This is a genomic window from Actinocorallia longicatena (assembly GCF_039534125.1).
Classification (GTDB): Bacteria; Actinomycetota; Actinomycetes; order Streptosporangiales; family Streptosporangiaceae; genus Actinocorallia; species Actinocorallia longicatena.
In genome coordinates this window covers 85124-109901 of the sequence record NZ_BAAAUV010000006.1, presented here as the reverse complement: position 1 = coordinate 109901, position 24778 = coordinate 85124, and the positions used below count along the sequence as shown (strand labels likewise).

Sequence of the window (24778 nt, the reverse complement as noted above, 5' to 3'; positions counted from 1 at the left end):
ACTATTGTCTCCCTATGCTCAGGTCGTAGACGGTGGTGCCCCCGATGGTTGAAGCGGAGAAGTTCTCCGACACCCATTCGGTGATCTTCTGGGCGGCGTCGCTGCCGGTGGAGGCGGTCATGCCGCCTCCGGACGCGCCACCGATGAAATAGTGAATTCTGCCCGACTTGACATATTCCTGGAATTGCTCGAGCCCCGGCGCGGGATCCGTTCCGTTGAATCCGCCGATGGCCATCACCGGCTTTCCCGTCGCCAGCTGGTATCCGGCCGCGCTGTTCGACCGGACCGCCGCCGCCACCCAGGTGTAGGCGTCGGCGTTCTCCTGCAACGTCTTGGTGAGCACGGAACTCGGCGTCGTCGCGTTCAACAGCCCGCCCATTCCGCCGCCCATGCCCCCGCCGGGGCCGCCTCCGGACCCGGCGTTCCGGCCGCCGGGCGGGCCGCCGTTCTGGCCCGAGGCCGTGCCGGGAGGCCCGCCGAAGCCGCCGCCCATCCGGCCGGGGCCCCCGCCCCCGCCGGGACCGAAGCCGCCGCCGGTGCCGGGACCGGCCGTCGGGATCGCCCCGCTGTGCGGTGTCCGTGCGGTGTCGACGGCGTAGGCCGCCGGACCCGCGAGCGAGGTCACCAGGGCCAGGACGCCGCCCGCGACCAGCACCCGCCGGGCGGCGACGCCCGCCAGCAGCACCAGCGCCGCGCCGAGCCCGCCGATGAGGACCGCCCACCGCAGCCACGGCAGGAAGTCCGCGGACCGCCCGAGCAGCACCCACGACCACACCGCCGTGACGGCCGCCGCCGTCGCGAGGACCTGCGAGCCGTACCGGTGCCGCCACAGCACGGCCGAGCCGAGCCCGATCAGGGCCCCGACGGCCGGAGCCAGCGCCACCGAGTAGTAGGCGTGGAAGATCCCCTGCATGAACGAGAACACGAGCCCGGTGACGAGCAGCCACCCGCCCCACAGCGTGAGGCCGAACCGCACCTCCCCGCGGGCGGCCGCGAAACCGGCCACCAGCAGGATCAGCGCGGCGGGCACCAGCCACGACACCTGCCCGCCCAGCTCGCTGGCGAAGATCCGCCCGATACCGGCCTGCTGGTCGAGGTTGCCGAGCCCGCCGGTCTCCTCGCCGTTGAGCCGGCCGATCCCGTTGTAGCCGAGCGCCAGCTCCAGCACGCTGTTGTTCTGCGACCCGCCGATGTAGGGCCGCGACGACGCGGGCACCAGCGCCACGACGGCGATCCACCAGCCGGCGGAGACGACCATCGCCGCCCCGGCGAGCAGCACCTGCCCCGCCCGCCTGCCCAGGCCCGCCGGGGCGAACACCAGCCAGGCCACCGCGAACACCGGCAGCACGAGGAAGGCCTGCATCATCTTGGCCAGGAACCCGAGCCCCACGAACACCCCGGCCAGCACCAGCCAGCGCGTCGATCCGCCGGGCAGCGCCCTGACCATCGCGTAGGCGGCCAGCACCAGGAGCAGCACGAGGGCGGCGTCGGGGTTGTTGAAGCGGAACATGAGCGTCGCCGCGGGAGTGAGCGCCAGCACCGCCCCCGCGACCAGGCCGCCCGCCGTCGCCGCCGGCCGTCCGAGGCTCCCCTCCAGGGAGCGCCGCACCGCGGCGAACAGCACCCCCACGGCCGCGACGCCCTCCAGCGCCTGCGGCACGAGGATGCTCCAGGTGTTCACTCCGAACACCCGCGCCGCCAGGTCCATCGGCCACAGCGCGAGCGGCGTCTTGTCCACCGTGATCGCCCCGGCGGCGTCGGAGGAGCCGAAGAACATCGCCTTCCAGCTCGCCGAACCCGCCTGCACCGCGGCGGAGTAGAAGGCGTTCGCCCACCCCGACGCGCCCAGCCCCCAGATGTAGAGGACCGCCGTGACCGCGAGCAGGCCCAGCAGCGCGGGCCGCCCCCATCGCGGATCGTCAGCTCGTCTCTTCATGGCCCGAACGCTAGGCACTCTCGATGAAAGCCCTATGAGACGCCGTCTCCCGGCTTCTCAGGTCCGCTGCCCGGCCCCTCTCATCCGGCCTTCACACGCCCTGACGAGCCTTGATCCATGACCAACGGCGAAGAGGAAGAGAACGCAGGGACGGCCGCCCGCGACAGGAGCGGCCGCAGGGCCGGGCGGTTCGCCAGGGCCGTCGGCGCGGTGGCCGCCGTGGGCGCGGCCGTGCTCAGCATCGGCCTGGCCTCCGGCAACTACGGCACGGCCACCCAGACGACCTCCGATACGGCCACGAACACCAGGAGCGACGCGAACGACGCGAGCACCGAGCCGCTCAGCGGCTCCGCCCAGGCTCCCCGGTCCAGCTCGGACCAGGGGACCGTCACCACGGGCGGATCCTGACGATGACGGGGCGAGCGGAGTTCCCTCTGTGGGGCGGTGAGGCGACGGTGCTGGTCGCCGACGGGACGCGTGCCGAGGCCGCCAGGGCGGCGGTCGGGACCGTGGTCGAGGCGGTCGACGCGGCGCTGAGCGTCCACCGGGAGGACTCGGTGGCCGCATGGGTGAACCGCGCGGAGGGCCGCGAGGTACGGACCGGAGAGCTGTTCCGGTGGGCCCTGGAGATCGCCCTGCGGGCCTGGCGGGCGAGCGGCGGCCTCGTGGACGTCGCCGGCGGGAGCCTCGACTGGCGGGAGGCCGTGATCGAGGATCCGCTGCGCCTGCCCGCGGGCGCCCGCCTCGACTTCGGCTCGGTCGGCAAGGCCTGGGCGGCCGACCTCGCCGCGGAACGGGCCGCGGAGGCGGCCGGCTGCGGAGTGCTCGTCGCCCTGGCCGGAGATCTGGCCGTCGCGGGGGAGATCCCCGCCGAGGGCTGGACGGTCCGCGTCTGCGACGACCACAGGACCGCCGGAGGCCTGCCCGACGGCCAGGACGTCCGGCTGACGGCCGCGGGCGGCCTCGCGACGTCCAGCCTGCGGGTGCGCGGCCACCGGTCGCTCGACGGGACCGTCGTCAACCACATCGTCGATCCGCGCAGCGGCCTGCCGGTCAGGGGCGAGTGGCGGACGGTCACCGTCAGCGCGGGCTCCTGCGTGGACGCCAACATCGCCACCACCGAGACACTGGTCCTCGGCCACGACCGCAGGCTCGCCGGACGGGGGCTGCCCGCCAGGCTCGTCCACGCCGACGGCTGGACCCGTACGCTGAACGGCTGGCCCGAGCGGGAGGCCGCGTGACGCTCTGGTACGCCACCCGCGTCTTCGGGATCGTATCGTTCGTGCTGCTCAGCGCCGTCATGACGCTGGGACTGCTGGGGGCGTCGCGGCGGACGGGTTACGGGGCCGCGCTGCTGCACCGGTCGCTGTCGCTGCTGTCGGTCGTGTTCGTCGCCCTGCACGTGGTCGCCGCGATCGGCGACGGCTTCGTGCCGCTGGCGTGGAAGGACGGGTTCGTGCCCTTCCTGTCCGGCTACCGGCCGCTTCTGACCGGTCTCGGCACCGTCGCGGCCGATCTGCTGCTCGCCCTCGTCGTGACGAGCCTGCTGCGCCGCAGGCTCGGGCTGCACGCCTGGCGGGCGGTCCACCTGCTCGCCCCGCTGTGCTGGCCGGTCGCGCTCGTCCACGCGGTGGCGATCGGCACCGACACCCCGACGCCCTGGTTCCTGTTCCCCGTCAGCGCGTCGTTCGCGGCCGTCCTGGCGGCGGGCGCGCTCCGGCTGAGCGGCCGCGGACGCGCCGCGGCGCCGGTCCCCGTCGAACCCCTGAAGGAAAGGCTCAACCGATGAGGCTCATGCAGGCCGCGGCGGGCACCTCCTACGCCGCTCACACGGAGCGCAACGGAGGGATCCGCCCGCTGACGCTCGCCGAGGTCGAGGCCTCCGGCCTGCGCGGACGCGGCGGAGGCTGGTTCCCGACGGCCCGGAAGATGGCCTCCGTCCGCGGCTGCTCGACCGTGATCGTCAACGGCATGGAGGGGGAGCCGCTGTCGGAGAAGGACGGCTGGCTGCTCACCCACGCGCCGCATCTCGTCGCGGACGGGGCGATCGCCGCGGCGGAACTGCTCGGTGCCCGCGAGATCGTCCTCGCGGTCGCCCGCGACGGTCTCGCCGGGGTGCTCGGACCGCGCGGCGTCCGGGTCGTGCGCGGGCCCGACCGCTACCTGTCGGGCCAGGAGTCCGCGCTGGCCGGGTGGGTGCGGGGAGGACGGCCGGTGCCGGCCGCGCGCCGCCCGGCCGATCGGGGGATCTTCGTCTCCAATGCCGAGACGTTCGCCCATCTCGGCCTGATCGCCCGGCACGGCGCGGACTGGTTCCGCTCGGCCGGGACGGCCGCGGCCCCCGGCACCCTGCTCCTGACGATCAGCGGCGCCGTCGCCCGTCCCGGCGTGGTCGAGGTGCCGGTGGGATCGCCCCTGGCACCGCTCATCGCGGGCTCGTCGGGGGCGGTGCTGACCGGCGGCTACGGCGGCGCGTGGATCGGCGCGCAGGGGGCGCGGAGCCTGTGGCTGGAGCCGGAGGCGATGCGCGAGCGCGGGGCCGTCCTCGGTCCCGGCATCGTCTCGGTGCTGCCCGCGACGGTCTCCGGCCTCTCCGACACCCGCAGGATCGTCCGCTGGATGGCCGCCCAGGGCGCGGGCCAGTGCGGGCCCTGCCGGTTCGGCCTGCCCGCGGTCGCCGCCGACCTGGACGCCCTCGACCTCGATCCCGGCGCCCTCCCCAGGCTCAGGGCCCGGGCGGAACTGCTGCGCGGACGCGGCGGCTGCGCCCATCCCGACGGCGTCGAGCGGCTGGTCTCCAGCGCCCTGGACGTCTTCGCCCACGAGCTGAGGGCGGCCGCATGAGACTCACCGTCGACCGCATCGCCTGCGACGGCGCGGGCCTGTGCCTGAGAACCCTGCCCGAGCTCCTGGCCGCCGACGAGTGGGGCTACCCGATCGTGCATCGGGAGGAGGTCCCGGACGCCCTCCGCAGGCACGCGAAGAACGCCGCGCACCTCTGTCCCCGGATCGCTCTCCACCTCAAGGATTAAGGCAAACTTAAAGGAAAGTTTCTTAAGAGAAAGCGTTGACGCCACCCTTACGACGCGCCTACTTTCGTGCCGACCCTGCGGGGAGCCAGGGGCCAGGTCCGAGAGTTCGTTCATCTTGAGAGGTGGGCCGATGGCCTTCCGTACACGCGCCAAACTGCTCGTCGCCGGCGCGACCCTGTCCCTGATCGGCGGCGCCTTGGCCGCCTTCACCCCGAGTGCCAACGCCGCGGCCGACGCCTCCTGCCGTCCCGACGGTCTCTACACGACGCCCGGCGTCTCTGTTCCCTACTGCAGCGTCTACGACGCCGAGGGCCGGGAGAAGATGGGCGCCGACCACCAGCGCCGAGTGATCGGGTACTTCACCTCCTGGCGCACCGGCAAGGACGGCACCCCGTCCTACCTGGCCAAGGACATCCCCTGGAACAAGGTCACCCATCTGAACTACGCCTTCGCCCATGTCGACGCGGCCAACAAGATCTCCGTCGGCGGAGACACGGCGGCCAACCCGGCGACGGGGATGACGTGGCCGGGCAGCGACATGGATCCGTCGTTCGCCTACAAGGGGCACTTCAACCAGCTCAACAAGTTCAAGAAGCTCTACCCGAACGTCAAGACGCTCATCTCCGTCGGCGGCTGGGCCGAGACCGGCGGCTACTTCGACGACTCGGGCGCCCGCCAGACCGACGGCGGCTTCTACAAGATGACCACCAACGCCGACAACACCGTCAACCAGGCCGGGATCGACACCTTCGCCGACTCGGTCGTGGCGTTCCTGCGCAAGTACGGCTTCAACGGCGCCGACATCGACTACGAGTACCCGTCGTCGATGAAGGACTCGGGCAACCCGCTGGACTGGGCGGCGTCCAACCCGCGCCGCGCGGTGCTGATGAAGGGCTACGCCGCCCTGATGAAGACCCTGCGCGAGAAGCTCGACCGGGCCTCGGCCGCCGACGGCGAGCACTATCTGCTGTCGATCGCCGCGCCGTCGTCGGGCTACCTGCTGCGCGGCATGGAGACCTACCAGGTCGCCCAGTACCTCGACTACGTCAACATCATGAGCTACGACCTGCACGGGGCGTGGAACAAGTACGTCGGCCCGAACGCCGCCCTGTTCGACGACGGCAAGGACGCCGAGCTGGCGGCCGCGAACGTCTACGGCACCTCGCAGTACGGCGGCATCGGCTACCTCAACACCGACTGGGCCTACCACTACTTCCGCGGCTCGATGCCCGCGGGCCGCATCAACATCGGCCTGCCGTACTACACCCGCGGCTTCAAGAACGTCACGGGCGGCGCCAACGGCCTGTGGGGCACCTCCTCGACGAGCACCTGTCCCGCCGGAGCGGGCCTGACGACCTGCGGTGACGGAGCCACCGGCATCGACAACCTCTGGCACGACCTCGACGACGCGGGCAAGGAGGCCCCCGCCGGCTCCAACCCGATGTGGCACGCCAAGAACCTGGAGAAGAACATCAAGGGCGACTACCTGTCGGCCTACGGTCTCCAGAACGCCGCCCTCGACGGCGCCTACACCCGCAACTACGACGCGACGCTCGTCGCCCCGTGGCTGTGGAACTCCACCAAGAAGGTCTTCCTGTCGACCGAGGACGAGCAGTCCATCGCCGCCAAGGCCGACTACGTCGTCAGCAAGGGCATCGGCGGCACGATGATCTGGGAGCTGGCGGGCGACTACGCCTGGAACGCCACCAAGGGCCAGTACGAGCCGGGCTCGACCCTCACCTCGCTCATGTACGACAAGTTCAAGAACGCCTCGCCCTACGGCGCGTCCAAGAGCAACACCGCGCTGCCCGCCGACAAGCTCGACGTCTCCATCGGCTTCGGGGACTTCCCGGTCGGCGACAGCAACTACCCGATCAACCCCAAGGTGAAGATCACCAACAACTCCGCGGTGACGATCCCCGGCGGCTCGGAGTTCCAGGCCGACTTCGCCTCCTCGACCTCCAGCACCATCAGCAACTGGTCGGGCTGGACCACGACGATCCTGAAGAGCGACCACACCGGCACCAACGTGGGCGGCCTGAAGGGCGACTTCCACCGCGTCTCGCTGAAGCTCCCGGCCTACCAGGCCATCGCCCCCGGCGCCTCGGTCGACCTGTCGCTGGTCTACTACCTGCCGGTCTCGACCCCGTCGAACTGGACCGTCAACGTCAACGGCACCCTCTACGGCCTCACCCAGGACTACACGCGCGGCGGCACCGTCGTCACACCGAGCCCCACCGCCACACCCACGGTGACGCCGACCGTGACCCCGACGGTGACCCCGACCGTCACGCCGACGGTGACCCCCACGGTCACCCCGACCGTGACGCCCACCGGCGGCACGTGCACCCTCCCCGCCTGGAGCAGGACCGCCACCTACACCGGCGGCGCCAAGGTCTCCTGGAAGGGGCACAACTGGAACGGCCAGTGGTGGACCCAGGGCGAGGAGCCCGGGACCACCGGTGACTGGGGGGTCTGGCGCGACGCCGGAGCCTGCTAGCCGATGAGCGCGCGGCCCTGGTCACCTTCCTCAGCGCGGGGAGAGGACCAGGGTCGCGTCGTGTCCGCCGAAGCCGAAGGAGTTCGAGACGACGGGGAGCCGCTCGATCTCGCGCGGCGCCGCGTGGACGACGTCGATGGCGTCGGCGTCGGGGCCGCCGGTGAAGTTCGCCGTCGGAGGGACGAGCCCCGCGTCGGCGCAGAGCAACGCGAAGACCGCCTCGACGGCGCCGCCCGCGCCGAGGAGATGCCCCGTGACGCCCTTGGTCGCGGTGACGGGCGGCGAGCCGGCGGGGAAGCACGCGCTGATCGCCCGGGCCTCGGCCCGGTCGTTGTAGGTGGTCGCGGTGGCGTGGGCGTTGACGTGCCCGATGTCCTCGGGGCGCAGCCGGGCGTCGGCCAGGGCGGCGAGCATCGTCCGGGCGGCCACCGAGCCGTCCTCCAGGGGCTGGACGATGTGGGAGGCGTCGGCGCCGGTCGCGAAGCCGGTCACCTCGCCGTAGATCCGGGCGCCGCGCATCAGCGCCAGGTCCTCGCGCTCGAGCACGAGGAACGCCGCGCCCTCGGCCATCACGAAGCCGTCCCTGTCCCGGTCGAACGGGCGGGACGCCTCCTGCGGCGCGTCGTTGCGGCGCGACAGCGCGCTGATCCGGGCGAACGAGGCGATCGCGAACGGGTTGAGCATCGAGTCGACCCCGCCGGCCAGCGCCCGGTCGATCCGCCCGTACCTGATGGCCATCGCGGCCTCGCCGATCGCGATGGAACCGCTGGCACAGGCGCAGCTGAAGGTCAGGCAGGGGCCCTGGAGGCCGTGCCTGATCGAGATGCGCGCCGCCGTCGTGTTCGGCATGATCATCGGCACGGTGGCGACGGGCAGCTTGTCGTGGGGGAGCGCCCCGAAGTCGGCGGTGAGGCCGATGTTGGCGCCGCCCGTCCCGACATAGGTGCCGCAGCGGACCGTGCCAGATCCCGCCGTGCCAGATCCCGCCGTGCCAGATCCCGCCGTGCCAGGTCCCGCAGGGCGGCCGGCGTCGGGCGTCCCGGCGTCGGCCAGGGCGTCGGTGGCGGCCGCGATCCCGAGCTGGGTGGGCCGGTCGAGGTGACGCCTGCGGTGTTTGGGGAAGTAGACGTCGGGGTCGAAGTCGGGAACCTGGCAGCCGAAGGTGACGGGCACGCCGGCCTCGAGGAGGGCGGGGAGGTGGGCGGCGGCCGATTTTCCGGCGAGAACTGTGGCGAACGCCTCGGCGGGGCTGTTGCCTGCGGGACTCTTGATGCCCAACCCGGTGACGACGACGCGGTGCATTGGTCCTCCAGGGGGTCCGGTAGCGCCGGAAAGGTACCACGTGACCCATCAACCACTTGTTTGGTTCCCCGTCTCCCGCGGGGGATCGCGATGAACGACCCCTACGGCGGCAGGGCCGAGAAGCTGATCCGCGACGGCGTCGCCGGACGCATCCGGGCGGGCGGGGGAGTTCCGGACGTCCGGGTGGCGGAGGAGACCGAGCTTCCGCGGTTGCTGCAGGCCAAGCTGTACGAGGAGGCCGACGAGTTCGCCGCCTCCCGCAGCCCCGAGGAGGCCGCCGACCTCCTGGAGGTCGTGCACGCCCTCGCCGCCCTGATCGGCCTCTCGCCCGGAGAACTGGAGCGGGTGCGCGCGGAGAAGGCCGGAGAGCTCGGCGGATTCACCCGAGGGCACGTGCTGCGTGGCCACGAGCAGCCGCCGCGGCCCCTGGTCCAGAAGGCCCGTGCGCTCCTGCTGGACGGCGACGACCTGCTGCTGTTCCGCCGCACCAGGCCCGGCCGCGCTCCCTACTGGACGACGCCCGGCGGCCGGGTCGAGGACGGCGACCCCGATCTGCCGTCGGCCCTGCGGCGGGAGGTCTGGGAGGAGCTGGGAGCGACGGTCGGGCCGCTGCGCCGGGTGTTCACGTTCTTCGAGCACCGGCCGCTGGAGGACTACCGGCACCACTTCTACCTGTGCCGGCTGGAGTCGATGGACCTGTCCCAGCGGTGCGGGCCCGAGTTCGGCGATCCTTCGCGCGGCGCGTACGACGTCGAGTCCCATCGCTGCACGGGCGCGTCCTTCGCCGGGCTCGAGCTGTGGCCGCTCGAACTGCGCGACTACCTGGCCGACGAGGCGGACGGGCTGCCGTCACTGATCTGAGCCCGGAGCCTCAGCGGGGGAGCCAGCCCTCACCCCGGTGGGCGTCCAGGCCGGGGACCGCGGCGGGCGGGGCGGGGGAGTCGCCGTCGGTGCGGACCGGGGCGCCCACGGTCGGTCCGTCGGGGGCGTCGGCGATGACGCCCCGGACGCGGAAGTGGGGGAGCGCCAGCATCTCCTCGCGGGACAGCAGCGGGCTGACCGGGGCGCCCGCCCGCTCCAGCCTGGCCACGGCCTCGTCCCTGGGCAGGCGCCGGACGGCCTCGGCCAGCTCGGCGTCCAGTTCGCTCACCCGGCCGATCCGGTCGGGGAACGGGACGTCCGCGAGACGGCCGAGGCCGAGGGCGGTGCAGACGGCCGACCAGAAGTGGTCCTCCGACACGACGCCCAGGGTGAGGCGGAGGCCGTCGGCGCAGGTGTAGACGCCGTAGCCCGCGACCGGGCCGGTGTCGGCGTCGCGGCGGAGCGCCGGGGGAACCGTGGCGACCCAGTGGGCCAGGACATCGGCCATGCCGAGGTCGAGATGGCGGCCCTCGCCCGTCGCCCGGGAGTGGAAGCACGCGGCGGTGATCGCGAAGGCGGCCATCGTCGCGGCGGCCATGTCGGCGACGGGCAGGTCGTCGGCGTCGGGCGAGGCCGCGGCCTGCGGCAGCGAACCGGTCATCGCGCGGTAGTTGACGTCATGGCCCGGCAGGTCGGCGGCGGGGCCGTGCTCGCCGTAGCCCGTCATCGAGCAGGTGACCAGTGCGGGACGTGAGGCCCTGAGCGCGGCGTGCCCGATCCCGAGACGCTCGGCGACCCCGGGCCTGAACCCCGTCACGACCACGTCGGCTTCGGAGGCCAGTTCCCGGCAGCGGGCCCGGTCGCCGTCGTCCTTGAGGTTCAGGACGAGGGCGCGCTTGCCCCGGTTCAGGTGCCGGAAGTGCTTGTCGAACAGCCGCATCGGCTCGCCGCCCGGCGGCTCGACCTTGAGAACGTCCGCGCCGAGCTGGGCGAGGAGTTGGGTCGTGTACGGCCCGGGCCGCCACATCGTCAGGTCCAGCACTCTCAGCCCGTCCAGCATGGTCGTGAGAGTAGCAAGCGCTTGCTCTGTAGTAAAAGTGATATCACTTTGCTAGAGTCGAGACATCAGACCGACGAAGGAGAAGCCGATGAGCGAACTTCCCGAGATGCCCGCCCCCCAGATCCGTGAGCGGATCGCCTTCGGCTCGTCCGGCTGGCCCGTCCTCGCCGGAGCGATCGCCGGAGTCCTCGTCTCGATCGCCGTCTTCGTCGTCGGGGCCGTCCAGAGCGATGACGGCAACGTGGGCGCAGGCATCGGCCTGATCGTGCTCTCCGTGCTCCTGCTGCTGGTCAGCCTGTTCGCCGCGGGCGGTCTCACGCCCGTCGCGCCCGGCGAGGCCAGGGTCCTGCAGCTGCTCGGCCGCTACACCGGCACCGTCCGCACCGACGGCCTGCGCTGGGTCAACCCGCTGACCAGGCGCCGCCGGGTCTCGACCAGGATCCGCAACCACGAGACCGACATCCTCAAGGTTAACGACGCCGACGGCAACCCGATCGAGATCGCCGCCGTCGTGGTGTGGCAGGTCGAGGACACCGCCCGCGCCGTCTTCGAGGTCGACGACTTCATCGAGTTCGTCGCCATCCAGACCGAGACCGCCGTCCGGCACATCGCCAACAGCTACCCCTACGACACCCATGAGCCCGGCACCCTCTCGCTGCGCGACAACGCCGACGAGATCACCGCACGGCTCTCGGAGGAGATCGGCGTCCGGGTGGCCTCCGCCGGCGTCGAGATCATCGAGTCGCGGCTGACCCGCCTCGCCTACGCGCCCGAGATCGCCCAGGCGATGCTCCGCCGCCAGCAGGCCTCCGCGGTCGTCGCGGCCCGCACCCGGATCGTCGAGGGCGCGGTCGGCATGGTCGAGATGGCCCTCCAGCGGCTCGCCGACAACGACGTCGTCGAACTCGACGAGGAGAGGAAGGCCGCGATGGTCAGCAACCTCCTGGTCGTCCTGTGCGGCGACAGAGACGCCCAGCCCGTCGTCAACACCGGCTCCCTCTACAGCTGACCCATGGCCACCGAGCGGAAGAAGATCCTCCTCCGGCTCGATCCGGCCGTGCACGACGCACTCGCCCGCTGGGCCTCCGACGAGCTGCGCAGCACCAACGCCCAGATCGAGTTCCTGCTCCGCAGGGCGCTGTCCGAGGCCGGACGGCTGCCCTCGGGAGTGGGCCGGATGCGCGGTCCGGGACGTCCAAGTACCAGCCGTGACGAACCCGCCGAAGAGGAAGAGTCATGAACCTGCCCGACACCCTCCCCCAGCGCCTGTACCTCCTCGCCTACGATCCCGACAAGGGCCGGACCCGCACCGGCAGCCTCGGGGAGCTCGTCCGCGCCGCCGCGCTCACCGACCTCTACCTCAACGGCCATCTCGCCGACGAGCGCGGCCGGCCGGTCGTCGAGGTCCGCCACCCCTGCCACGATCCGGTCCTCGAGGCCCTGCTCGCCGAGGTCGCCGAGGCCAGGCGGCCCAGGAAGTGGAAGGCCTGGATCGGCCGCCGCGGCAAGCCCGCCCACCGTGCGGTCAGGGAACAGCTCGCCGAGGGCGGCTGGGTGCGCGTCGAGACCGGCCGCGTCCTGCTGTTCTTCCCCCGCACCAAGGTCACCCTGCGCGACCCCCGGGTCCGCAAGCACCTGGCCTCACGGGTCTCCCGCGCGCTCAGCGATCCGGTCGGCCGGGTCGACCCCGCCGACGCGGCCCTGGTCGCGCTGTCGGCCGCCGCCGAGCTCAAGCATGTCCTCGACCGCCGTCGCCGCCGCGACAACAAGGCCAGGATCGCCGACCTCACCCGGCTGGCGGGCCCCGCAGCCCCCGCCCTCCGCCAGGTGATCAGCGAACAGGCCTCGAGCGCGGCGGGTTAGGGCCTGTCGAGACAAGCCCCGACCGTCAGGTGCGGCGGAGGGCGGCCAGGAAGTCCTCGGCCCACTTGGCCACGTCGTGCTCGACGATCCGGCGGCGCATGATCCGCATCCGGGCGCGGCGGTCGGCGGGGGAGGCCTGGATCGCCTCCATGATCTTCCGCTTCATGCCCTCGATGTCGTAGGGGTTGACCAGGAAGGCGCGCTTCATCTCCTCGGCGGCCCCCGCGAACTCGCTGAGGACCAGGGCGCCGCCCAGATCCTCGCGGCAGGCCACGTACTCCTTGGCCACCAGGTTCATGCCGTCGCGCAGGGGCGTCACCACCATGACGTCCGAGGCGAGGTAGAGCGCGGCCAGCTCGTCCCGGGTGAAGGAGGAGTGCATGTAGTTGACGACGGGGGAGCCGAGCTGGCCGTACACGCCGTTGAGGCGGCCGACCTGGAGCTCGATCTCGTCCCTGAGCAGCTGGTACTGCTCGACGCGCTCACGGCTCGGGGTGGCGATCTGCACGAAGACCGCCTCGCCCGGCTTGATCCGCCCCTCGGACAGCAGCTCGCCGAAGGCCTCGAGACGCTGGCCGATGCCCTTGGTGTAGTCCAGCCGGTCGACGCCCAGGAGGATCGTGCCTGGTTCGCCCAGGTCTGCCCGGATCTGCCGGGCCCGCTCCTGGACCTCGGGACGGTGGATGACCTCGGCCAGCTCCTCGACGTCCACGGAGATCGGGAAGGCTCGGGCGCTGACCGTCCGGTCGTCCAGGAAGACCTGTGAGCCCTGCGTCTTGACGTCCAGGAGGCGCCGGGCCAGCCGGACGAAGTTCGCCGCCCCGCCGGGGACCTGGAAACCGACCAGATCGGCCCCCAGCAGGCCCTCGAGGATCTCCGTGCGCCACGGGAGCTGCCAGAACAGCTCGACCGGCGGGAACGGGATGTGCAGGAAGAAGCCGATCCGCAAATCGGGACGGAGCTCGCGGAGCATCTTCGGGACGAGCTGGAGCTGGTAGTCCTGGATCCAGACCAGGGCCCCCTCCGACGCCACCTCGGCGGCCTTCTCCGCGAACCGGCGGTTGACCTTCACATAGGCGTCCCAGTAGGCCCGCTCGTACACCGGCGGCGCCACCACGTCATGGTAGAGAGGCCAGAGCGTGGCGTTGGAGAAGCCCTCGTAGTACAGCTCGATCTCCGCCCCCGACAGGGGAACCGGCACCAGCGCCAGCCCGTCCTCGACGAACGGCTCGACCTCCTCGTCCGCGGCCCCCGCCCAGCCCACCCAGGCCCCGTCCCGGCCGCGCATGAGCGGAGTGATCGCCGTCACCAGGCCGCCGGGGCTGCGCCGCCAGCTCGCGACCCCCTCCGAATCCACGATTCGGTCGACAGGAAGACGATTGGCGACTACGACGAAATCACTCATAGAGATCTTCATACCCGCGGATCGGCAATCCTCGCATGTCGGTATGGACACACTGTGACAGGCGAGTACGCGGAGTTCGGTACTTTCGAACCATGAGATTGGGCGTCCTGGACATCGGCTCCAACAGCGTGCACCTGCTAGTGATGGACGCGCACCAAGGGGGCAAGCCGATCCCCGCGTTCTCGCACAAGACGGAGCTGAGGCTCGCCGAGCACCTCGAGGAGGACGGCCGCCGCCTGTCCCAGGAGGGCGCGGACCGGCTCCACGGCTTCGTCACCGAGGCCGTGCGCTTCGCCGAGGACAAGGGGGTCCACGAGACGCTCGCCTTCGCGACGTCGGCCGTCCGCGACGCGGAGAACGGCCTGGAGATCCTTGACCGGATCAAGTCCGACCTCCAGCTGGAGATCCAGGTCCTGTCCGGCGCCGACGAGGCCCGCCTGACCTTCCTGGCCGTCCGCCGCTGGTTCGGCTGGTCCTCGGGCCGCCTCCAGCTCTTCGACATCGGCGGCGGCTCCCTGGAGATCGCCACCGGCATCGACGAGCAGCCGGACGCCGCCGTCTCCCTCCCCCTGGGCGCGGGCCGCCTGACCCGGGGCTGGTTCACCACCGACCCTCCCTCCGCCGACGAGATCAGGGCCCTGCGCCGCCACGTCCGCACCGAGATCGCCTCCCACGTCGGCTCGATGACCCGCTTCGGCCGCCCCGACCACGCGGTCGCCACCTCCAAGACCTTCAAGCAGCTGGCCCGCATCGCCGGCGCGGCCCCCTCCAGCGAGGGCCCCTACGCCACCCGGGTCCTGACCCAGGCCGCGGTCACCGAGTGGACCGACCGCCTGGCCGCCCTCCCCGCCGCCGAACGCATGGAGATCCCCGGCGTCAGCCCCGCCAGAGCCTCCCAGCTCCTGGCAGGCGCCATCGTCGCCGCCGCCACCCTGGACCTCTTCGACCTCCCCGAACTCGAGATCTGCCCCTGGGCCCTCCGCGAGGGCGTCATCCTCCGCCGCCTCGACCTCCTCCCCGGCGAACCCCTGGCCTCCCTCTGACCCACCGAGATCATCCCGCCCACAACCGATGTGCACTACTCCCGCACCTACGCTAGAGTTACTCCTGCCCGCAAGGCCGCCGGAAACGGCGCCCGACCAGGCAAACCGGGACGTAGCGCAGCTTGGTAGCGCACTTGACTGGGGGTCAAGGGGTCGCAGGTTCAAATCCTGTCGTCCCGACGGTTTGTTCGGCTCAAAGGCCTGATCATCATCATGATGATCAGGCCTTTTGCGTTCTGGTCGTCACAGGGAAGGCCGAGGTGCCGGCGAAGCCGTGGGGTGAGGTTTCGGCTCTGTCGGAGGGTTCTTGGGGTGGCGGGAATCTATCGGTTGTTGTCATTTCAGCCGCTTGGAAAGGGGGGCGGCCGGGCTGAGGATGGGCGGTATGAGTGAAGAGACGGTCGTCCCTGGACGCGAGCTGCTGGCCCTTCCCGAGAGTGACGCTGCGCTGGAGGCGCTTGAGTGGATCAGGCGGATCGAGTCGGAGTCGCTGGTCAACCACAGTGTTCGTAGTTTTCTGTTCGCTCGGCTGCTCGGTCGGCACCGGGGTGTGGCGCCGGGGACGGATTATGATCCGGAGCTGTTGTTCCTGGCGTGTGTGCTGCATGATGTGGGGCTTACCGAGATCGGGAACGGCGGTCAGCGGTTCGAGGTGGACGGTGCGGATCTGGCCGCGGATTTCATGAACGCTCGCGGCTTCTCCGCGCAGGCGGTCGACACGATCTGGCAGGCGATCGCCCTGCACACCTCGACGGGGATCGTCGAGCGGCGCGGCACGGTGTGCGCGCTGGCCAAGGGCGGCATCTCCATCGATGTCACCGCGAGTGGCAGCGAGTTCATCACCGACGACGACGCGCGGCTGATCCACGACGCCTACCCGCGGCTCTCCACGGTGCATGAGCTGTTCGACGCGATCGGCGGTCAGATCGACGCCCGTCCGGAGAAGGCCCCGCCGATGAGCCTTCCCGGGGAGATCGCGCGGCTGCGCGGCACCGACGGCCTCGCCCGCTTCAAGGAGCAGATGCTCGCCGGGTCACGCTGGGGCAGCTGACGCGGGAGGGCTCTAGGAGGAGGCGAAGGTTCTGCGGTAGTCGGAGGGCGAGGTGCCGACCAGCCGGCGGAAGTGCGTGCGGAGGTTGGCCACCGTGCCGAGGCCGCAACGGCTCGCGATCTGCTCGACGCTGAGTTCCTCGTGTTCGAGGAGTTCGCGGGCGAGGTCGATGCGCGCGGTGAGCAGCCATTGCAGGGGCGGCAGGCCGGTCTCGGCGACGAACCGGCGGGCCAGGGTGCGGTCGGACAGTCCGGCGTGGCGGGCGAGGTCGGCGACGGTGAGCGGGCTCTGGAGCCGGCCGAGTGCCCAGGCTCGGGTGGCGGCCAGCGGGCTGCCGTGTTCCGGCGGAACGCTTCGCTCGATGTACTGTGACTGGCCGCCCCCGCGATGCGGTGCGGCGACGATGTCCCGGGCGATGTCGTTGGCGACGCGGGATCCGCAGTCGGTGCGGACGATGTGCAGGCACAGGTCGATGCCGGCCGAGAAGCCGGCGGAGGTCAGCACGGCGCCCCCGTCGACGTAGAGGGCGTCGCGGCTGACCCGGACGCGGGGGAACTCCCCGGCCAGCCGATCGGCGTAGCGCCAGTGGGTCGTGGCCTCCCGGCCGTCCAGGACTCCGGCCGCCGCCAGCGCGAACGCCCCGGTGCAGATCGACACGATCCGCCTGCCCCGGTCATGCGCCCTGGCCAGCGCGTCCGCAACCGCCGGTGACGGCCGCGCGTCCAGCGCGTAGCCGGGCACGATGATCGTGTCCGCCCGGCGTGCCACGTGCAGGCCGCTGTCCACCCGCATGGTGAAGCCCGCCGCCGTCCTCACCTCGCCCGGGGCCTCCGCGCACAACGTCGTCCGGTACGGGGTGGACTCCCGCCGCCCGAACACCAGCAGCGGAATGCCCAGGTCGAAAGGAACCACGCCCTCCAGGGCGAGGACCGCGACACGATGAACCGCCATGGCGGAAATCTATCGTGAAGTGATGTTCCAGCCACAGCGGTCCGCTGCCGAACGGCTCCTCCCCGAAGTGCCGAACCGGCCGAAAGAAGGCCCGGGCCCGCCCCGGCGGGTGGGGACTCCGGTCCCTGGAGGCCGGGCTCCGGGGACCGGGAGAATCGGCGGGACGGTCAGGGAGGCACGATGGGATACACGTTCAGGTGCGCGGACGGCAGCGGAGGCAATCTGTCGATCCCGGGTGGCGCGATGGTGGACCTGCGGGAGGTGCTCCGCCTGGCGGTGACCTTCGCCGGAGACGAGAGTGTCGTCCAGATGAGCAAGTTCGAGTCCAACGGCGGACGGATCGTCACCCCTGAGGAGTGCCGCGAGATCGCGCGGCTGCTCGGCGGACGCGAGGGCGAGTACATCCTCGCCGAGTACCGCAACTACGTCGACGGGATCCCCGACGGGCTCACCGGTGACGTCCGGGAGCTGGCGGAGCTCTGCGCCCGGGCCGCCGACCACGGAGGCATGCGGGTCGGCTGAGCGAGGACGCTTTACGAGGAGCCGATGACGGAGGAGAAGGCGGTGAGGGTCTCGACGGGGGCGAAGTCGGCGAACCAGAGGTAGAAGCGGTCGATGCCCTGGGCGTGGAGGGCGTGGAAGTGGGCCGTGAGCTCGGCGGGGGTGCCGATGACGGCGGTCTCGGCGATGCGGGTGGTGCCGAAGCGGCGCTGGAAGCGGGCGGTGGCCTCGGCGCGGGCGCTTTCGGAGGGGAGGGGCACGACCATGACCTGGGCGGAGATCTTCGTCTTGCCGGCGTGGGGGCGGAGGTCGTCCAGGCGGGAGAGCTCGTGCAGGGGGATGTTCCACCAGTCGGCGTGGGCCTGGACGAGTTGCAGGGTGCGGCGGCCGACCCCGCCGATCGTGATCGGGATCCGGTCGAGGGGGACCGGGAGCTGGCGGGCGTCGTTCAGGGTGAAATACGTGCCCTTGTGGTCGACCGGCTCGCCGGTCCACAGGCCGCGCAGGACGGTCAGTGATTCCGCCAGACGGTCGACGCGGTCGCGGGCCGCGGTGGAGCCCGCGCCGAAGGTCTCCAGCTCCTCGGGGGTGGAGCCCCAGCCGATGCCCAGTTCGAAGCGGCCGCCGGAGGCGTGGTCGAGGGTGACGGCCTGGCGGGCCAGGACGGCGGGGTGGCGGAGAGCGTCGCACAGGACCAGATGGCCGACCGTGAGGGTGCTGGTGCGGGCGAGGACCCAGCCGGCGATCGTCATCGCCTCCCACATGTCGTGCTCGGCGGCCAGCGGCGGGACGAGGTGGTCCATGAAGGCGATGCCCTCGAAACCGGCGGCCTCCGCCGCCAGCGCCCGTTCGACGATGGCCTCGACGGGCATCCGCATCTGCGGGAGGAAGAGGTGGAAGGTGGGGGAGCCGGCCATGAGAAGTGCCTTTCCGTGTTCAGGCGAAGAGTTCCAGGAGCGCTGAGGCCGAGGTGACCATGCGGTCGCCGGCGCCCTCGTCGTGAAGGGTCATTCTCACCCCGATCCTTCCGCCCGTTCCCGGCAGGGCCTCCCCGTCGACGCGGAAGGGGCCGGTCTTGCCGCGGGCCAGGAACATGACGTGCCAGGTCCGCATCTGGAGCCGGTCGGTGCCCGCCAGCCCGGCGGCGAGGTCCATCGCGGCCGTCTCCAGCAGGACGTGCTGCGGGCCGATGTGCAGGGCGGCGTCGGGGGAGGCGAACGCGTCGGACAGCGGGGGGAGCGTCCAGTGGGAGTCGTCGCGGCGGACGGCTCCGAACGCCTCCCACAGCGGCGGCAGGGCGGGGGAGTCGACGATCTCCAGCTTGGCCTCGTCCATCTTCACGAGCCCCTCGGGGGGCGCGCCGATCCGGACGCCCTGGCCCTCGGTGAGGGCGATGACACGATCGTGGTCGTCCGCGTCGACGATCTTCGACCGGCTGTAGCCCATGCGCGTGCCCGACCTGAGGACCTCCGACTCCACGACTTCGATCCGCCGGACGTCGCTGGCGTCGTCGAGGATCTGGCAGCAGTGGATGACCGGGTTGGGGACCGTGACGAGGTCGGATCCGACACCGCCCTCCGGCGCGCTGATGGACAGCGGCGCGACCAGGAGGCCGCCCGCGGCGTTGCGCATGTCGCGGCGGAGCGTGACGGTGTCGTCGGCGGGACCGGTGTTCATGGCGCCGTGGTTGCGCCCGATGTAGCGGTAGCTGAGCAGGCCCGTCCAGCGGCGCTTCAGCTCGGCGGCGTAGGCCTCCGGGTCGTCCTTCAGTGCCCTGATGTCCTTGACCATGGTCCGCTATCTTACCTATCTTTAGGAACCTAAAGTATGAAATATACACTTCTGATGGCGGGTGAACGGCGGGGAGGCCTGATGACGACCGGTGTCAACGGACATCGAGGCGAGGTCGGCTACGAGCACGACGGTCATGTTCTCGGCCACCTGGCCATGTACGACGTCGACGTGCCCGGAGCGGACCTCGCGATGGCGCTCCCGCTCACGCCCCGGGTGACGAACAACCGCGGTGGCCTGCAGGGCGGCCTGCTCGCGACGCTCGTCGACGTGACCGCAGGCCGCGCGGTCGGACAGGGCCTGGCCGAGCGCGACAGCGCGGCCACCGCCGACATGAACCTCCGGTTCCTGTCCGCCGTCACCGTCGGCCCGGCGCTCGCGGTGGCCCGCGTGCTGCGGCGGGGCCGGTCCCTGGTGGTGGTGCAGGTCGACGTCCGGGACGTGGGCCGGGACGTGCTCGCCGCGATCGCCACCCTCACCTTCGCGATCCTGCCGCTGAGGGCCGGGCAGCTCAGCTCCCGCGACCTCGACGGCCTGGCCACCCCCGGACGAGCGGACGAGGACCCACCCCATCACCTGGAGGAACCGATGCGGCGACCCGGAAGCGAGGACGCGCGATGACCGAATCCGAGGGCGTGGTCAACGATGTGCTGGCGGGGGTGAAGGTCCTCGAGGTCGCTGCGTGGACGTTCGTCCCCGCGGCGGGGGCGGTCCTCGCCGAGTGGGGCGCCGAGGTCGTCAAGCTCGAGCCCCGCGAGGGCGGCGACCCCCAGCGCGGGCTGTCCTCGCTGGGCTTCGTGCCGACCGGCCGGGGCGGGATCAACCCGATGACCGAACTGCCCAACCGCGGCAAGAAGTCCATCGGCGTCGACCTCAGGACGCCCGGCGGCCGCGAGGTCGTCCGGGAGCTCGCGGCCCGGAGCGACGTGTTCCTGACCAACTACCTGCCCTCGATGCGGGCCAGGCTGGGGATCGACCTCGAGGACATCCGCGCGGCCAATCCCTCCATCATCTATGTCAGGGGATCGGCGCACGGATCGCGGGGCCCCGACGCCGACCGTCCCGGATACGACGGGGTCTCCTACTGGTCGCGCGGCGGCATCGCCCATGCCCTCACCGGGCCGGGCGACGAGCCGGTGAGCCCCCGGCCCGCGTTCGGCGACGTCATGGGCGGTCTCACCATCGCGGGAGGGGTCGCGGCGGCGCTGTACAAGCGGGCGACCACAGGACGGCCCTCGGTCGTCGACGTGTCCCTCGTCGCGCTGGGCGCCTGGAACATCGGCCCCGACATCGTCACCGCGGGCCTGATGGAGTCCCGGGAGGTCAGGAAGACCTCCCGCGCCGACCGGCCCAACCCGCTGGTCGGCAACTACCGGACGAAGGACGGCCGCCACATCACGCTGATGATGCTGCAGATGGGCCGGTACTTCGCCGAGGCCATGCGCGTGATCGGCCTGCCGGAGTTCGTCGACGACGAGCGGTTCGGCACCGACGCCGACCGCTACCGGAACCGTGCCCTCATCGTCACGGCCATGGACGAGGTCTTCGCCGGGCGCACGCTGGAGGAGTGGACGACCGCGCTGTCCGGGCTCTCGGGGGCGTGGAGCGTGCTCCAGTCGCCGGGAGAGATCGTGGACGACCCGGCGGTCCGCGCGAACGGCTACGTCCCGACCGTGACGGCCGTCAACGGGACCGAGTTCGCGATGCCGGTCAACCCGGTGCAGTTCGACGAGGTCCAGGTCGTCCCCACGGGCGCACCCGAGCACGGCCAGCACACCGAGGAGATCCTGCTCGCCGCGGGACTGTCCTGGGAACAGATCGCCGCCCACAAGGAGCAGGGCGCCATCCTGTGAGGAGACCCATGCCGTCCCGAGAACTGCCCTATCCCGTCTTCGACGCCGACAACCACCTCTACGAGACCGAGGAGGCGCTGACGAAGTACCTCCCCGAGGGCTACGGGAACGCCGTCCAGTACGTGAACGTCAACGGCCGCACCAAGATCGCGATCAGGGGCCGGATCAGCGAGTTCATCCCCAACCCGACCTTCGAGGTCGTCGCCCGTCCCGGCGCGCAGGAGGACTACTTCCGGCGGGGCAACCCCGAGGGCAAGAGCGCCCGCGAGATCTTCGGCAAGCCGATGAAGGCGATCCCCGCCTTCCGCGACCCTGCCGCGCGCCTGGAACTGATGGACGAGATGGGCCTCGAGCGGGCCCTGATGTTCCCCACCCTCGCCAGCCTCGTCGAGGAGCGGATGCGCGACGACCCCGAGCTCACCCATGTGGTGATCCACGCGCTCAACCGGTGGATGCTGGAGACCTGGTCGTTCGGCCACAAGGGCCGCATCTTCCCCACACCCGTGATCACCCTGCCGATCGTGGAGAAGGCGATCGAGGAGCTGGACTGGTGCGTCGAGAACGGCGCGAAGGTCGTGCTCATCCGGCCCGCGCCGGTGCCGGGGCCGGGCGGATCGCGGTCCATGGCGCTGCCGGAGTTCGACCCGTTCTGGAAGCGGGTGGTCGAGACCGGGACGCTCGTCGCCTTCCACGCCTCCGACAGCGGCTACGAGCGGTACGTCAACGACCACGAGGGCAACGCGCGCGAGTACCTCCCCTTCAAGCCCAGCCCGTTCCGGAGCCTGTCGCAGTGGCGGCCGATCGAGGACCTGGTGGGGTCGATGATCTGCCACGGCGCGCTGTCCCGCTTCCCCGACCTGAAGATCGCGGTCGTCGAGAACGGCGCCTCCTGGGTCGAGCCGCTGATCAAGGGGCTGGCGAACGTCCACAAGAAGATGCCGCACCAGTTCGCCGAGGACCCGGTCGAGGTGCTCCGGCGCAATGTCCACATCAGCCCGTTCTGGGAGGAGGACATGGCGCACCTGGTGGACCTGATGGGGGTCGACCGCGTGCTGTTCGGCTCGGACTACCCCCATCCCGAGGGCCTGGCCGACCCGATCTCCTACGTGGACGACCTGGCCGGGCTGCCCGAGGCGGACCAGGCCAAGATCATGGGCGGCAACCTCTCGCGCCTGATGGCGTGAGGGAAACGGTGAGAGGAAGTCTCGATGGAGCTGGCGCTTTCGCCGGATCAGAAGCTCTTCCAGACCGCGGCGAGGGGGCTCCTCCGGCGGGAGCACTCCCTGGAACGGCTGCGCGGGCTCAAGGAGGGTGAACCGCGCTGGAGCCTCGAATGGTGGCGGGAGGGCGCGGAGCTGGGCTGGGCCGCCGCCCTCGTGCCGGAGGAACTCGGCGGCGGCAGCGTCTCCGGGGAGGGGGTGCGCGACCTGGGCCTGCTGGCCGAGGAACTGGGCGGCGAACTGGCCCCCGGGCCGCTCCTGCCGGTGAACGTCGTCCTCGCCGGGCTGGTCGAGGCGCACGGCACCGGCCCCGACCACGCCATCGAGATCGAGGCGCTCGTCACCGGGGAGAGCGTCGCGAGCTGGGCCGTTCATACGCCGGGCCGCCAGTGGTCGCCGGACGAGCCAGGGGTCACCGCGACGCCGGACGGTGACGGTCATGTCCTGGACGGCGTCAAGGACCGGGTCGAGGAAGCCGACCGGGCCGATCTGCTGCTGGTCACGGCCGCGACGCCGGAGGGCCTCGCCCAGTTCCTGGTCCCGGCCGGCGCCGCGGGCGTCAAGGTCTCCCCGCAGTGGTCCCTGGACCTGAGCCGGTCGTTCGGCGAGGTCGGGTTCGACGGCGTCAGGGTCGGCGCCGCCGCCATGGTCGGGGCGCCCGGCGCCGGGCGGGTGCTGGAACGGCAGCTCCAGATCGCCTGCGTCGTCCAGTGCGCGGAGGTCTGCGCCATCCTCGACCAGGTCTTCGCCCGCACCTTGCAGTGGGCGGGCGACCGGTACTCCTTCGGCCGTCCGATCGCCTCCTACCAGGCGCTCAAGCACCGCTTCGCCGACATGCGCACCTGGGTGGAGGCCTGCCACGCCACGACCCAGGCGGCGGCCGCCGCGGTGCAGGCCGCCGCACCGGACGCCGCGGAGGCGGTCAGCGTCGCCAAGTCCTTCGTCGGCGAGCGGTCCCTGGTGATCCTCCAGGACTGTGTGCAGCTGCACGGCGGCATCGGGGTGACCTGGGAGCACGACCTCCACCTCTACCTGCGGCGGGCGATCCTGAACCAGGCGCTGTACGGGACACCGCGCGACCACCGGCTGCGCCTCGCCGACCTCGCCTCCCTCTGAGCCCCCGACCCTTTCGAGCGCGAAGGACCTGATCCGCGATGACCGAGAGCACGACCGAGAGCGTCGAGGACTTCCGCCTGAGGGCGCGGGCCTGGCTGGCGGCGAACATGGAGCCGAGGGACGTCCGGCCGCCCGCCCTGGTCGACGACGACGTCCACGAATGGCTGGCCGCCCGTGAACTCCAGAAGCGGCTGTACGAGGGCGGTTTCGCCGGGATCTGCTTCCCGCGCGCCTACGGCGGCCTCGGCCTCACGCCCGCCCACCAGGAGGCGTTCAACGACGAGAGCCAGGACTACGAGATGCCGCTGCATCTCAACATCCCGACGTTCGCGATCTGCGCCGCGACCCTGCTCGACGTGGGCAGCGAGGAGCAGAAGCGGGACCGGATCGGCGCGGCGATCCGCGGCGACGAGGTGCTCTGCCAGTTCCTGTCCGAGCCGGGCGGCGGATCGGACCTGGCGGGCCTGACCACCCGCGCCGACCGCGACGGCGACCACTGGATCCTCAACGGCGCCAAGACCTGGAGCACCTCGGCCTACGCCGCGGACTGGGGGCTGTGCCTCGCCCGCACCGACTGGGACGTCCCCAAGCACCAGGGCCTGACGATGTTCCTCGTGCCGGCCAAGGCCCCGGGCGTCACCATGAACCGCATCCGCATGGTCAGCGGGTCGCGCGAGTTCTGCGAGGAGTTCTTCGACGACGTGGTGCTGCCGGACTCGGCGGTCGTCGGGGAGGTCGGCGGCGGCTGGACCGTCGCCTCCCGGCAGCTCTTCCACGAGCGCAACTCCCTGGGCGGCGGATCGCCCTACACCAGCGGCCGGGGCAGACCACGGATGCTGCCGAAGGTCGCCCCCGTCGACGTCGCACGAGCCGCGGGCCTCGCCGGTGATCCGGCCGTCCGCGAGATGGTCGGGGAGGCCCTGGCCCTGAGCGCGGTCCAGCGGCAGACGGCCGCCCGCGTGGTGCGGGCGATGGAGTCGGGCGTCCTGCCGCTGGCGGCGTCGTCGCTCCTGCGGCTGCTGGCCGCCGAGTCCGCCCAGCTCAACGACGACCTCGCACTCAAGATCGCGGGAGCGGGGGCGGCGACCGGCGCCTGGGGCGACCCCGGCCTCCAGGGAAGGGCGGGCATCGGCTTCCTGTCCCGGCAGAGCGCGAGCCTGGGCGGCGGCACCACGGAGATCGCCCGGAACATCGTCAGCGAGCGGCTCCTGGGCATGCCCCGCGAGCCCGCCCCCGACCGCGACATCCCCTTCAGCCAGGTCAGGCGCGGACGGTGAGCCGGACATGACCAGC

Annotated in this window: 25 protein-coding genes and 1 tRNA gene; 19 read left to right on the top strand and 7 right to left on the bottom strand. The window is 71.6% G+C overall.

Features of this window, described 5'->3' with window-relative positions; genetic code table 11:
- Position 1: 1 nt before the first annotated feature.
- Positions 2-1936 carry an ArnT family glycosyltransferase gene (locus ABD785_RS13880; RefSeq protein WP_344827457.1) on the bottom strand — a complete coding sequence of 645 codons (1935 nt, stop codon included), beginning with the start codon at positions 1934-1936 and terminating at the stop codon, positions 2-4.
- A 117-nt stretch (positions 1937-2053) separates the two neighbouring features.
- On the opposite strand from ABD785_RS13880, the gene ABD785_RS13875 reads away from it, so the two are divergent.
- From ABD785_RS13875 to ABD785_RS13850, 6 genes are all read left to right on the top strand, one after another.
- A complete protein-coding gene (locus ABD785_RS13875) occupies positions 2054-2344 on the top strand; it encodes a hypothetical protein (RefSeq protein WP_344827453.1) in 291 nt (96 codons plus the stop codon).
- Between the two features lie 2 nt (positions 2345-2346).
- The gene (locus ABD785_RS13870; RefSeq protein ID WP_344827450.1) at positions 2347-3177 is read left to right on the top strand and encodes an FAD:protein FMN transferase; all 831 of its coding nucleotides are present in this window, start codon (positions 2347-2349) and stop codon (positions 3175-3177) included.
- On the top strand, positions 3174-3725 hold the full coding sequence (locus tag ABD785_RS13865; RefSeq protein WP_344827446.1) for a ferric reductase-like transmembrane domain-containing protein: 552 nt from the start codon (positions 3174-3176) through the stop codon (positions 3723-3725). The genes ABD785_RS13870 and ABD785_RS13865 overlap by 4 nt, the downstream gene beginning before the upstream one ends.
- Positions 3722-4780 (top strand): NADH-ubiquinone oxidoreductase-F iron-sulfur binding region domain-containing protein, encoded by a 1059-nt coding sequence (locus tag ABD785_RS13860; protein WP_344827443.1) that lies wholly within the window; start codon positions 3722-3724, stop codon positions 4778-4780. The genes ABD785_RS13865 and ABD785_RS13860 overlap by 4 nt, the downstream gene beginning before the upstream one ends.
- Positions 4777-4968 carry a ferredoxin gene (locus tag ABD785_RS13855; protein WP_344827440.1) on the top strand — a complete coding sequence of 64 codons (192 nt, stop codon included), beginning with the start codon at positions 4777-4779 and terminating at the stop codon, positions 4966-4968. Before ABD785_RS13860 ends, ABD785_RS13855 begins: the two co-directional genes overlap by 4 nt.
- Before the next feature lie 130 nt (positions 4969-5098).
- A complete protein-coding gene (locus ABD785_RS13850; RefSeq protein ID WP_344827436.1) occupies positions 5099-7468 on the top strand; it encodes a chitinase C-terminal domain-containing protein in 2370 nt (789 codons plus the stop codon).
- A 30-nt stretch (positions 7469-7498) separates the two neighbouring features.
- On the opposite strand, the gene ABD785_RS13845 is transcribed toward ABD785_RS13850, so the two are convergent.
- Positions 7499-8770: a beta-ketoacyl-[acyl-carrier-protein] synthase family protein gene (locus tag ABD785_RS13845; RefSeq protein ID WP_344827432.1), complete on the bottom strand. Its 1272-nt coding sequence runs from the start codon at positions 8768-8770 to the stop codon at positions 7499-7501.
- A 90-nt stretch (positions 8771-8860) separates the two neighbouring features.
- Here ABD785_RS13845 and ABD785_RS13840 point away from each other — a divergent pair, with 90 nt between their 5' ends.
- A complete protein-coding gene (locus ABD785_RS13840; RefSeq protein WP_344827429.1) occupies positions 8861-9631 on the top strand; it encodes an NUDIX domain-containing protein in 771 nt (256 codons plus the stop codon).
- A gap of 10 nt (positions 9632-9641) precedes the next feature.
- Here ABD785_RS13840 and ABD785_RS13835 read toward each other — a convergent pair whose 3' ends face one another.
- Positions 9642-10691 carry a CaiB/BaiF CoA transferase family protein gene (locus tag ABD785_RS13835; RefSeq protein WP_344827426.1) on the bottom strand — a complete coding sequence of 350 codons (1050 nt, stop codon included), beginning with the start codon at positions 10689-10691 and terminating at the stop codon, positions 9642-9644.
- A gap of 88 nt (positions 10692-10779) precedes the next feature.
- Between ABD785_RS13835 and ABD785_RS13830 the strand changes: the two genes are divergently transcribed.
- From ABD785_RS13830 to ABD785_RS13820, 3 genes are read left to right on the top strand one after another with little or no spacing between them, the layout of a single operon-like run.
- Positions 10780-11700, top strand: coding sequence for an SPFH domain-containing protein (locus tag ABD785_RS13830; RefSeq protein ID WP_344827422.1), 921 nt, complete (start codon positions 10780-10782; stop codon positions 11698-11700).
- A gap of 3 nt (positions 11701-11703) precedes the next feature.
- Positions 11704-11931, top strand: a complete 228-nt coding sequence (locus ABD785_RS13825) for a type II toxin-antitoxin system antitoxin (protein WP_344827418.1) — start codon at positions 11704-11706, stop codon at positions 11929-11931.
- Positions 11928-12554 (top strand): GOLPH3/VPS74 family protein, encoded by a 627-nt coding sequence (locus ABD785_RS13820; protein ID WP_344827414.1) that lies wholly within the window; start codon positions 11928-11930, stop codon positions 12552-12554. Before ABD785_RS13825 ends, ABD785_RS13820 begins: the two co-directional genes overlap by 4 nt.
- 25 nt (positions 12555-12579) lie before the next feature.
- On the opposite strand, the gene ABD785_RS13815 is transcribed toward ABD785_RS13820, so the two are convergent.
- Entirely contained in the window at positions 12580-13959 is a 1380-nt protein-coding gene (locus ABD785_RS13815) for an alpha,alpha-trehalose-phosphate synthase (UDP-forming) (protein WP_425547765.1), read from the bottom strand.
- Between the two features lie 92 nt (positions 13960-14051).
- Here ABD785_RS13815 and ABD785_RS13810 point away from each other — a divergent pair, with 92 nt between their 5' ends.
- From ABD785_RS13810 to ABD785_RS13800, 3 genes are all read left to right on the top strand, one after another.
- Complete coding sequence (locus ABD785_RS13810; protein WP_344827407.1) at positions 14052-15002, top strand: Ppx/GppA family phosphatase; 951 nt, start codon at positions 14052-14054, stop codon at positions 15000-15002.
- Between the two features lie 106 nt (positions 15003-15108).
- Positions 15109-15182, top strand: a tRNA-Pro gene (locus ABD785_RS13805).
- A 205-nt stretch (positions 15183-15387) separates the two neighbouring features.
- Entirely contained in the window at positions 15388-16053 is a 666-nt protein-coding gene (locus tag ABD785_RS13800) for an HD domain-containing protein (protein WP_344827403.1), read from the top strand.
- A gap of 12 nt (positions 16054-16065) precedes the next feature.
- On the opposite strand, the gene ABD785_RS13795 is transcribed toward ABD785_RS13800, so the two are convergent.
- A complete protein-coding gene (locus ABD785_RS13795; protein ID WP_344827399.1) occupies positions 16066-17004 on the bottom strand; it encodes a GlxA family transcriptional regulator in 939 nt (312 codons plus the stop codon).
- 180 nt (positions 17005-17184) lie between these two features.
- Between ABD785_RS13795 and ABD785_RS13790 the strand changes: the two genes are divergently transcribed.
- Positions 17185-17526: a hypothetical protein gene (locus ABD785_RS13790; RefSeq protein WP_344827396.1), complete on the top strand. Its 342-nt coding sequence runs from the start codon at positions 17185-17187 to the stop codon at positions 17524-17526.
- 11 nt (positions 17527-17537) lie between these two features.
- Here the strand turns inward: ABD785_RS13790 and ABD785_RS13785 are convergent, their stop codons facing one another.
- Both ABD785_RS13785 and ABD785_RS13780 read right to left on the bottom strand, forming a co-directional pair.
- On the bottom strand, positions 17538-18422 hold the full coding sequence (locus tag ABD785_RS13785) for an LLM class flavin-dependent oxidoreductase (RefSeq protein ID WP_344827393.1): 885 nt from the start codon (positions 18420-18422) through the stop codon (positions 17538-17540).
- A 19-nt stretch (positions 18423-18441) separates the two neighbouring features.
- Positions 18442-19296, bottom strand: coding sequence for a hypothetical protein (locus tag ABD785_RS13780; protein ID WP_344827389.1), 855 nt, complete (start codon positions 19294-19296; stop codon positions 18442-18444).
- A gap of 81 nt (positions 19297-19377) precedes the next feature.
- On the opposite strand from ABD785_RS13780, the gene ABD785_RS13775 reads away from it, so the two are divergent.
- From ABD785_RS13775 to ABD785_RS13755, 5 genes are read left to right on the top strand one after another with little or no spacing between them, the layout of a single operon-like run.
- Positions 19378-19917: a PaaI family thioesterase gene (locus ABD785_RS13775; protein ID WP_344827385.1), complete on the top strand. Its 540-nt coding sequence runs from the start codon at positions 19378-19380 to the stop codon at positions 19915-19917.
- Positions 19914-21149 (top strand): CaiB/BaiF CoA transferase family protein, encoded by a 1236-nt coding sequence (locus ABD785_RS13770; protein WP_344827382.1) that lies wholly within the window; start codon positions 19914-19916, stop codon positions 21147-21149. The genes ABD785_RS13775 and ABD785_RS13770 overlap by 4 nt, the downstream gene beginning before the upstream one ends.
- Before the next feature lie 8 nt (positions 21150-21157).
- Positions 21158-22333 (top strand): amidohydrolase family protein, encoded by a 1176-nt coding sequence (locus ABD785_RS13765; RefSeq protein ID WP_344827379.1) that lies wholly within the window; start codon positions 21158-21160, stop codon positions 22331-22333.
- 24 nt (positions 22334-22357) lie between these two features.
- Positions 22358-23485, top strand: coding sequence for an acyl-CoA dehydrogenase family protein (locus ABD785_RS13760; protein ID WP_344827375.1), 1128 nt, complete (start codon positions 22358-22360; stop codon positions 23483-23485).
- A gap of 38 nt (positions 23486-23523) precedes the next feature.
- The gene (locus tag ABD785_RS13755; protein WP_344827373.1) at positions 23524-24762 is read left to right on the top strand and encodes an acyl-CoA dehydrogenase family protein; all 1239 of its coding nucleotides are present in this window, start codon (positions 23524-23526) and stop codon (positions 24760-24762) included.
- Positions 24763-24778: the final 16 nt, after the last annotated feature.

Excerpts from the sequence above, each read along its gene's own strand:
- ABD785_RS13820 (WP_344827414.1), top strand. The coding sequence starts at position 11,928 with ATGAACCTGCCCGACACCCTCCCCCAGCGCCTGTACCTCCTCGCCTAC.
- ABD785_RS13810 (WP_344827407.1), top strand. The coding sequence starts at position 14,052 with ATGAGATTGGGCGTCCTGGACATCGGCTCCAACAGCGTGCACCTGCTA.
- ABD785_RS13775 (WP_344827385.1), top strand. The coding sequence starts at position 19,378 with ATGACGACCGGTGTCAACGGACATCGAGGCGAGGTCGGCTACGAGCAC.
- ABD785_RS13860 (WP_344827443.1), top strand. The coding sequence starts at position 3,722 with ATGAGGCTCATGCAGGCCGCGGCGGGCACCTCCTACGCCGCTCACACG.
- ABD785_RS13845 (WP_344827432.1), bottom strand. The coding sequence starts at position 8,770 with ATGCACCGCGTCGTCGTCACCGGGTTGGGCATCAAGAGTCCCGCAGGC.
- ABD785_RS13850 (WP_344827436.1), top strand. The coding sequence starts at position 5,099 with ATGGCCTTCCGTACACGCGCCAAACTGCTCGTCGCCGGCGCGACCCTG.
- ABD785_RS13790 (WP_344827396.1), top strand. The coding sequence starts at position 17,185 with ATGGGATACACGTTCAGGTGCGCGGACGGCAGCGGAGGCAATCTGTCG.
- ABD785_RS13765 (WP_344827379.1), top strand. The coding sequence starts at position 21,158 with ATGCCGTCCCGAGAACTGCCCTATCCCGTCTTCGACGCCGACAACCAC.
- ABD785_RS13760 (WP_344827375.1), top strand. The coding sequence starts at position 22,358 with ATGGAGCTGGCGCTTTCGCCGGATCAGAAGCTCTTCCAGACCGCGGCG.
- ABD785_RS13780 (WP_344827389.1), bottom strand. The coding sequence starts at position 19,296 with ATGGTCAAGGACATCAGGGCACTGAAGGACGACCCGGAGGCCTACGCC.
- ABD785_RS13825 (WP_344827418.1), top strand. The coding sequence starts at position 11,704 with ATGGCCACCGAGCGGAAGAAGATCCTCCTCCGGCTCGATCCGGCCGTG.
- ABD785_RS13840 (WP_344827429.1), top strand. The coding sequence starts at position 8,861 with ATGAACGACCCCTACGGCGGCAGGGCCGAGAAGCTGATCCGCGACGGC.
- ABD785_RS13785 (WP_344827393.1), bottom strand. The coding sequence starts at position 18,422 with ATGGCCGGCTCCCCCACCTTCCACCTCTTCCTCCCGCAGATGCGGATG.
- ABD785_RS13855 (WP_344827440.1), top strand. The coding sequence starts at position 4,777 with ATGAGACTCACCGTCGACCGCATCGCCTGCGACGGCGCGGGCCTGTGC.
- ABD785_RS13770 (WP_344827382.1), top strand. The coding sequence starts at position 19,914 with ATGACCGAATCCGAGGGCGTGGTCAACGATGTGCTGGCGGGGGTGAAG.
- ABD785_RS13795 (WP_344827399.1), bottom strand. The coding sequence starts at position 17,004 with ATGGCGGTTCATCGTGTCGCGGTCCTCGCCCTGGAGGGCGTGGTTCCT.
- ABD785_RS13835 (WP_344827426.1), bottom strand. The coding sequence starts at position 10,691 with ATGCTGGACGGGCTGAGAGTGCTGGACCTGACGATGTGGCGGCCCGGG.
- ABD785_RS13755 (WP_344827373.1), top strand. The coding sequence starts at position 23,524 with ATGACCGAGAGCACGACCGAGAGCGTCGAGGACTTCCGCCTGAGGGCG.
- ABD785_RS13870 (WP_344827450.1), top strand. The coding sequence starts at position 2,347 with ATGACGGGGCGAGCGGAGTTCCCTCTGTGGGGCGGTGAGGCGACGGTG.
- ABD785_RS13815 (WP_425547765.1), bottom strand. The coding sequence starts at position 13,959 with ATGAGTGATTTCGTCGTAGTCGCCAATCGTCTTCCTGTCGACCGAATC.
- ABD785_RS13875 (WP_344827453.1), top strand. The coding sequence starts at position 2,054 with ATGACCAACGGCGAAGAGGAAGAGAACGCAGGGACGGCCGCCCGCGAC.
- ABD785_RS13800 (WP_344827403.1), top strand. The coding sequence starts at position 15,388 with ATGAGTGAAGAGACGGTCGTCCCTGGACGCGAGCTGCTGGCCCTTCCC.
- ABD785_RS13880 (WP_344827457.1), bottom strand. The coding sequence starts at position 1,936 with ATGAAGAGACGAGCTGACGATCCGCGATGGGGGCGGCCCGCGCTGCTG.
- ABD785_RS13830 (WP_344827422.1), top strand. The coding sequence starts at position 10,780 with ATGAGCGAACTTCCCGAGATGCCCGCCCCCCAGATCCGTGAGCGGATC.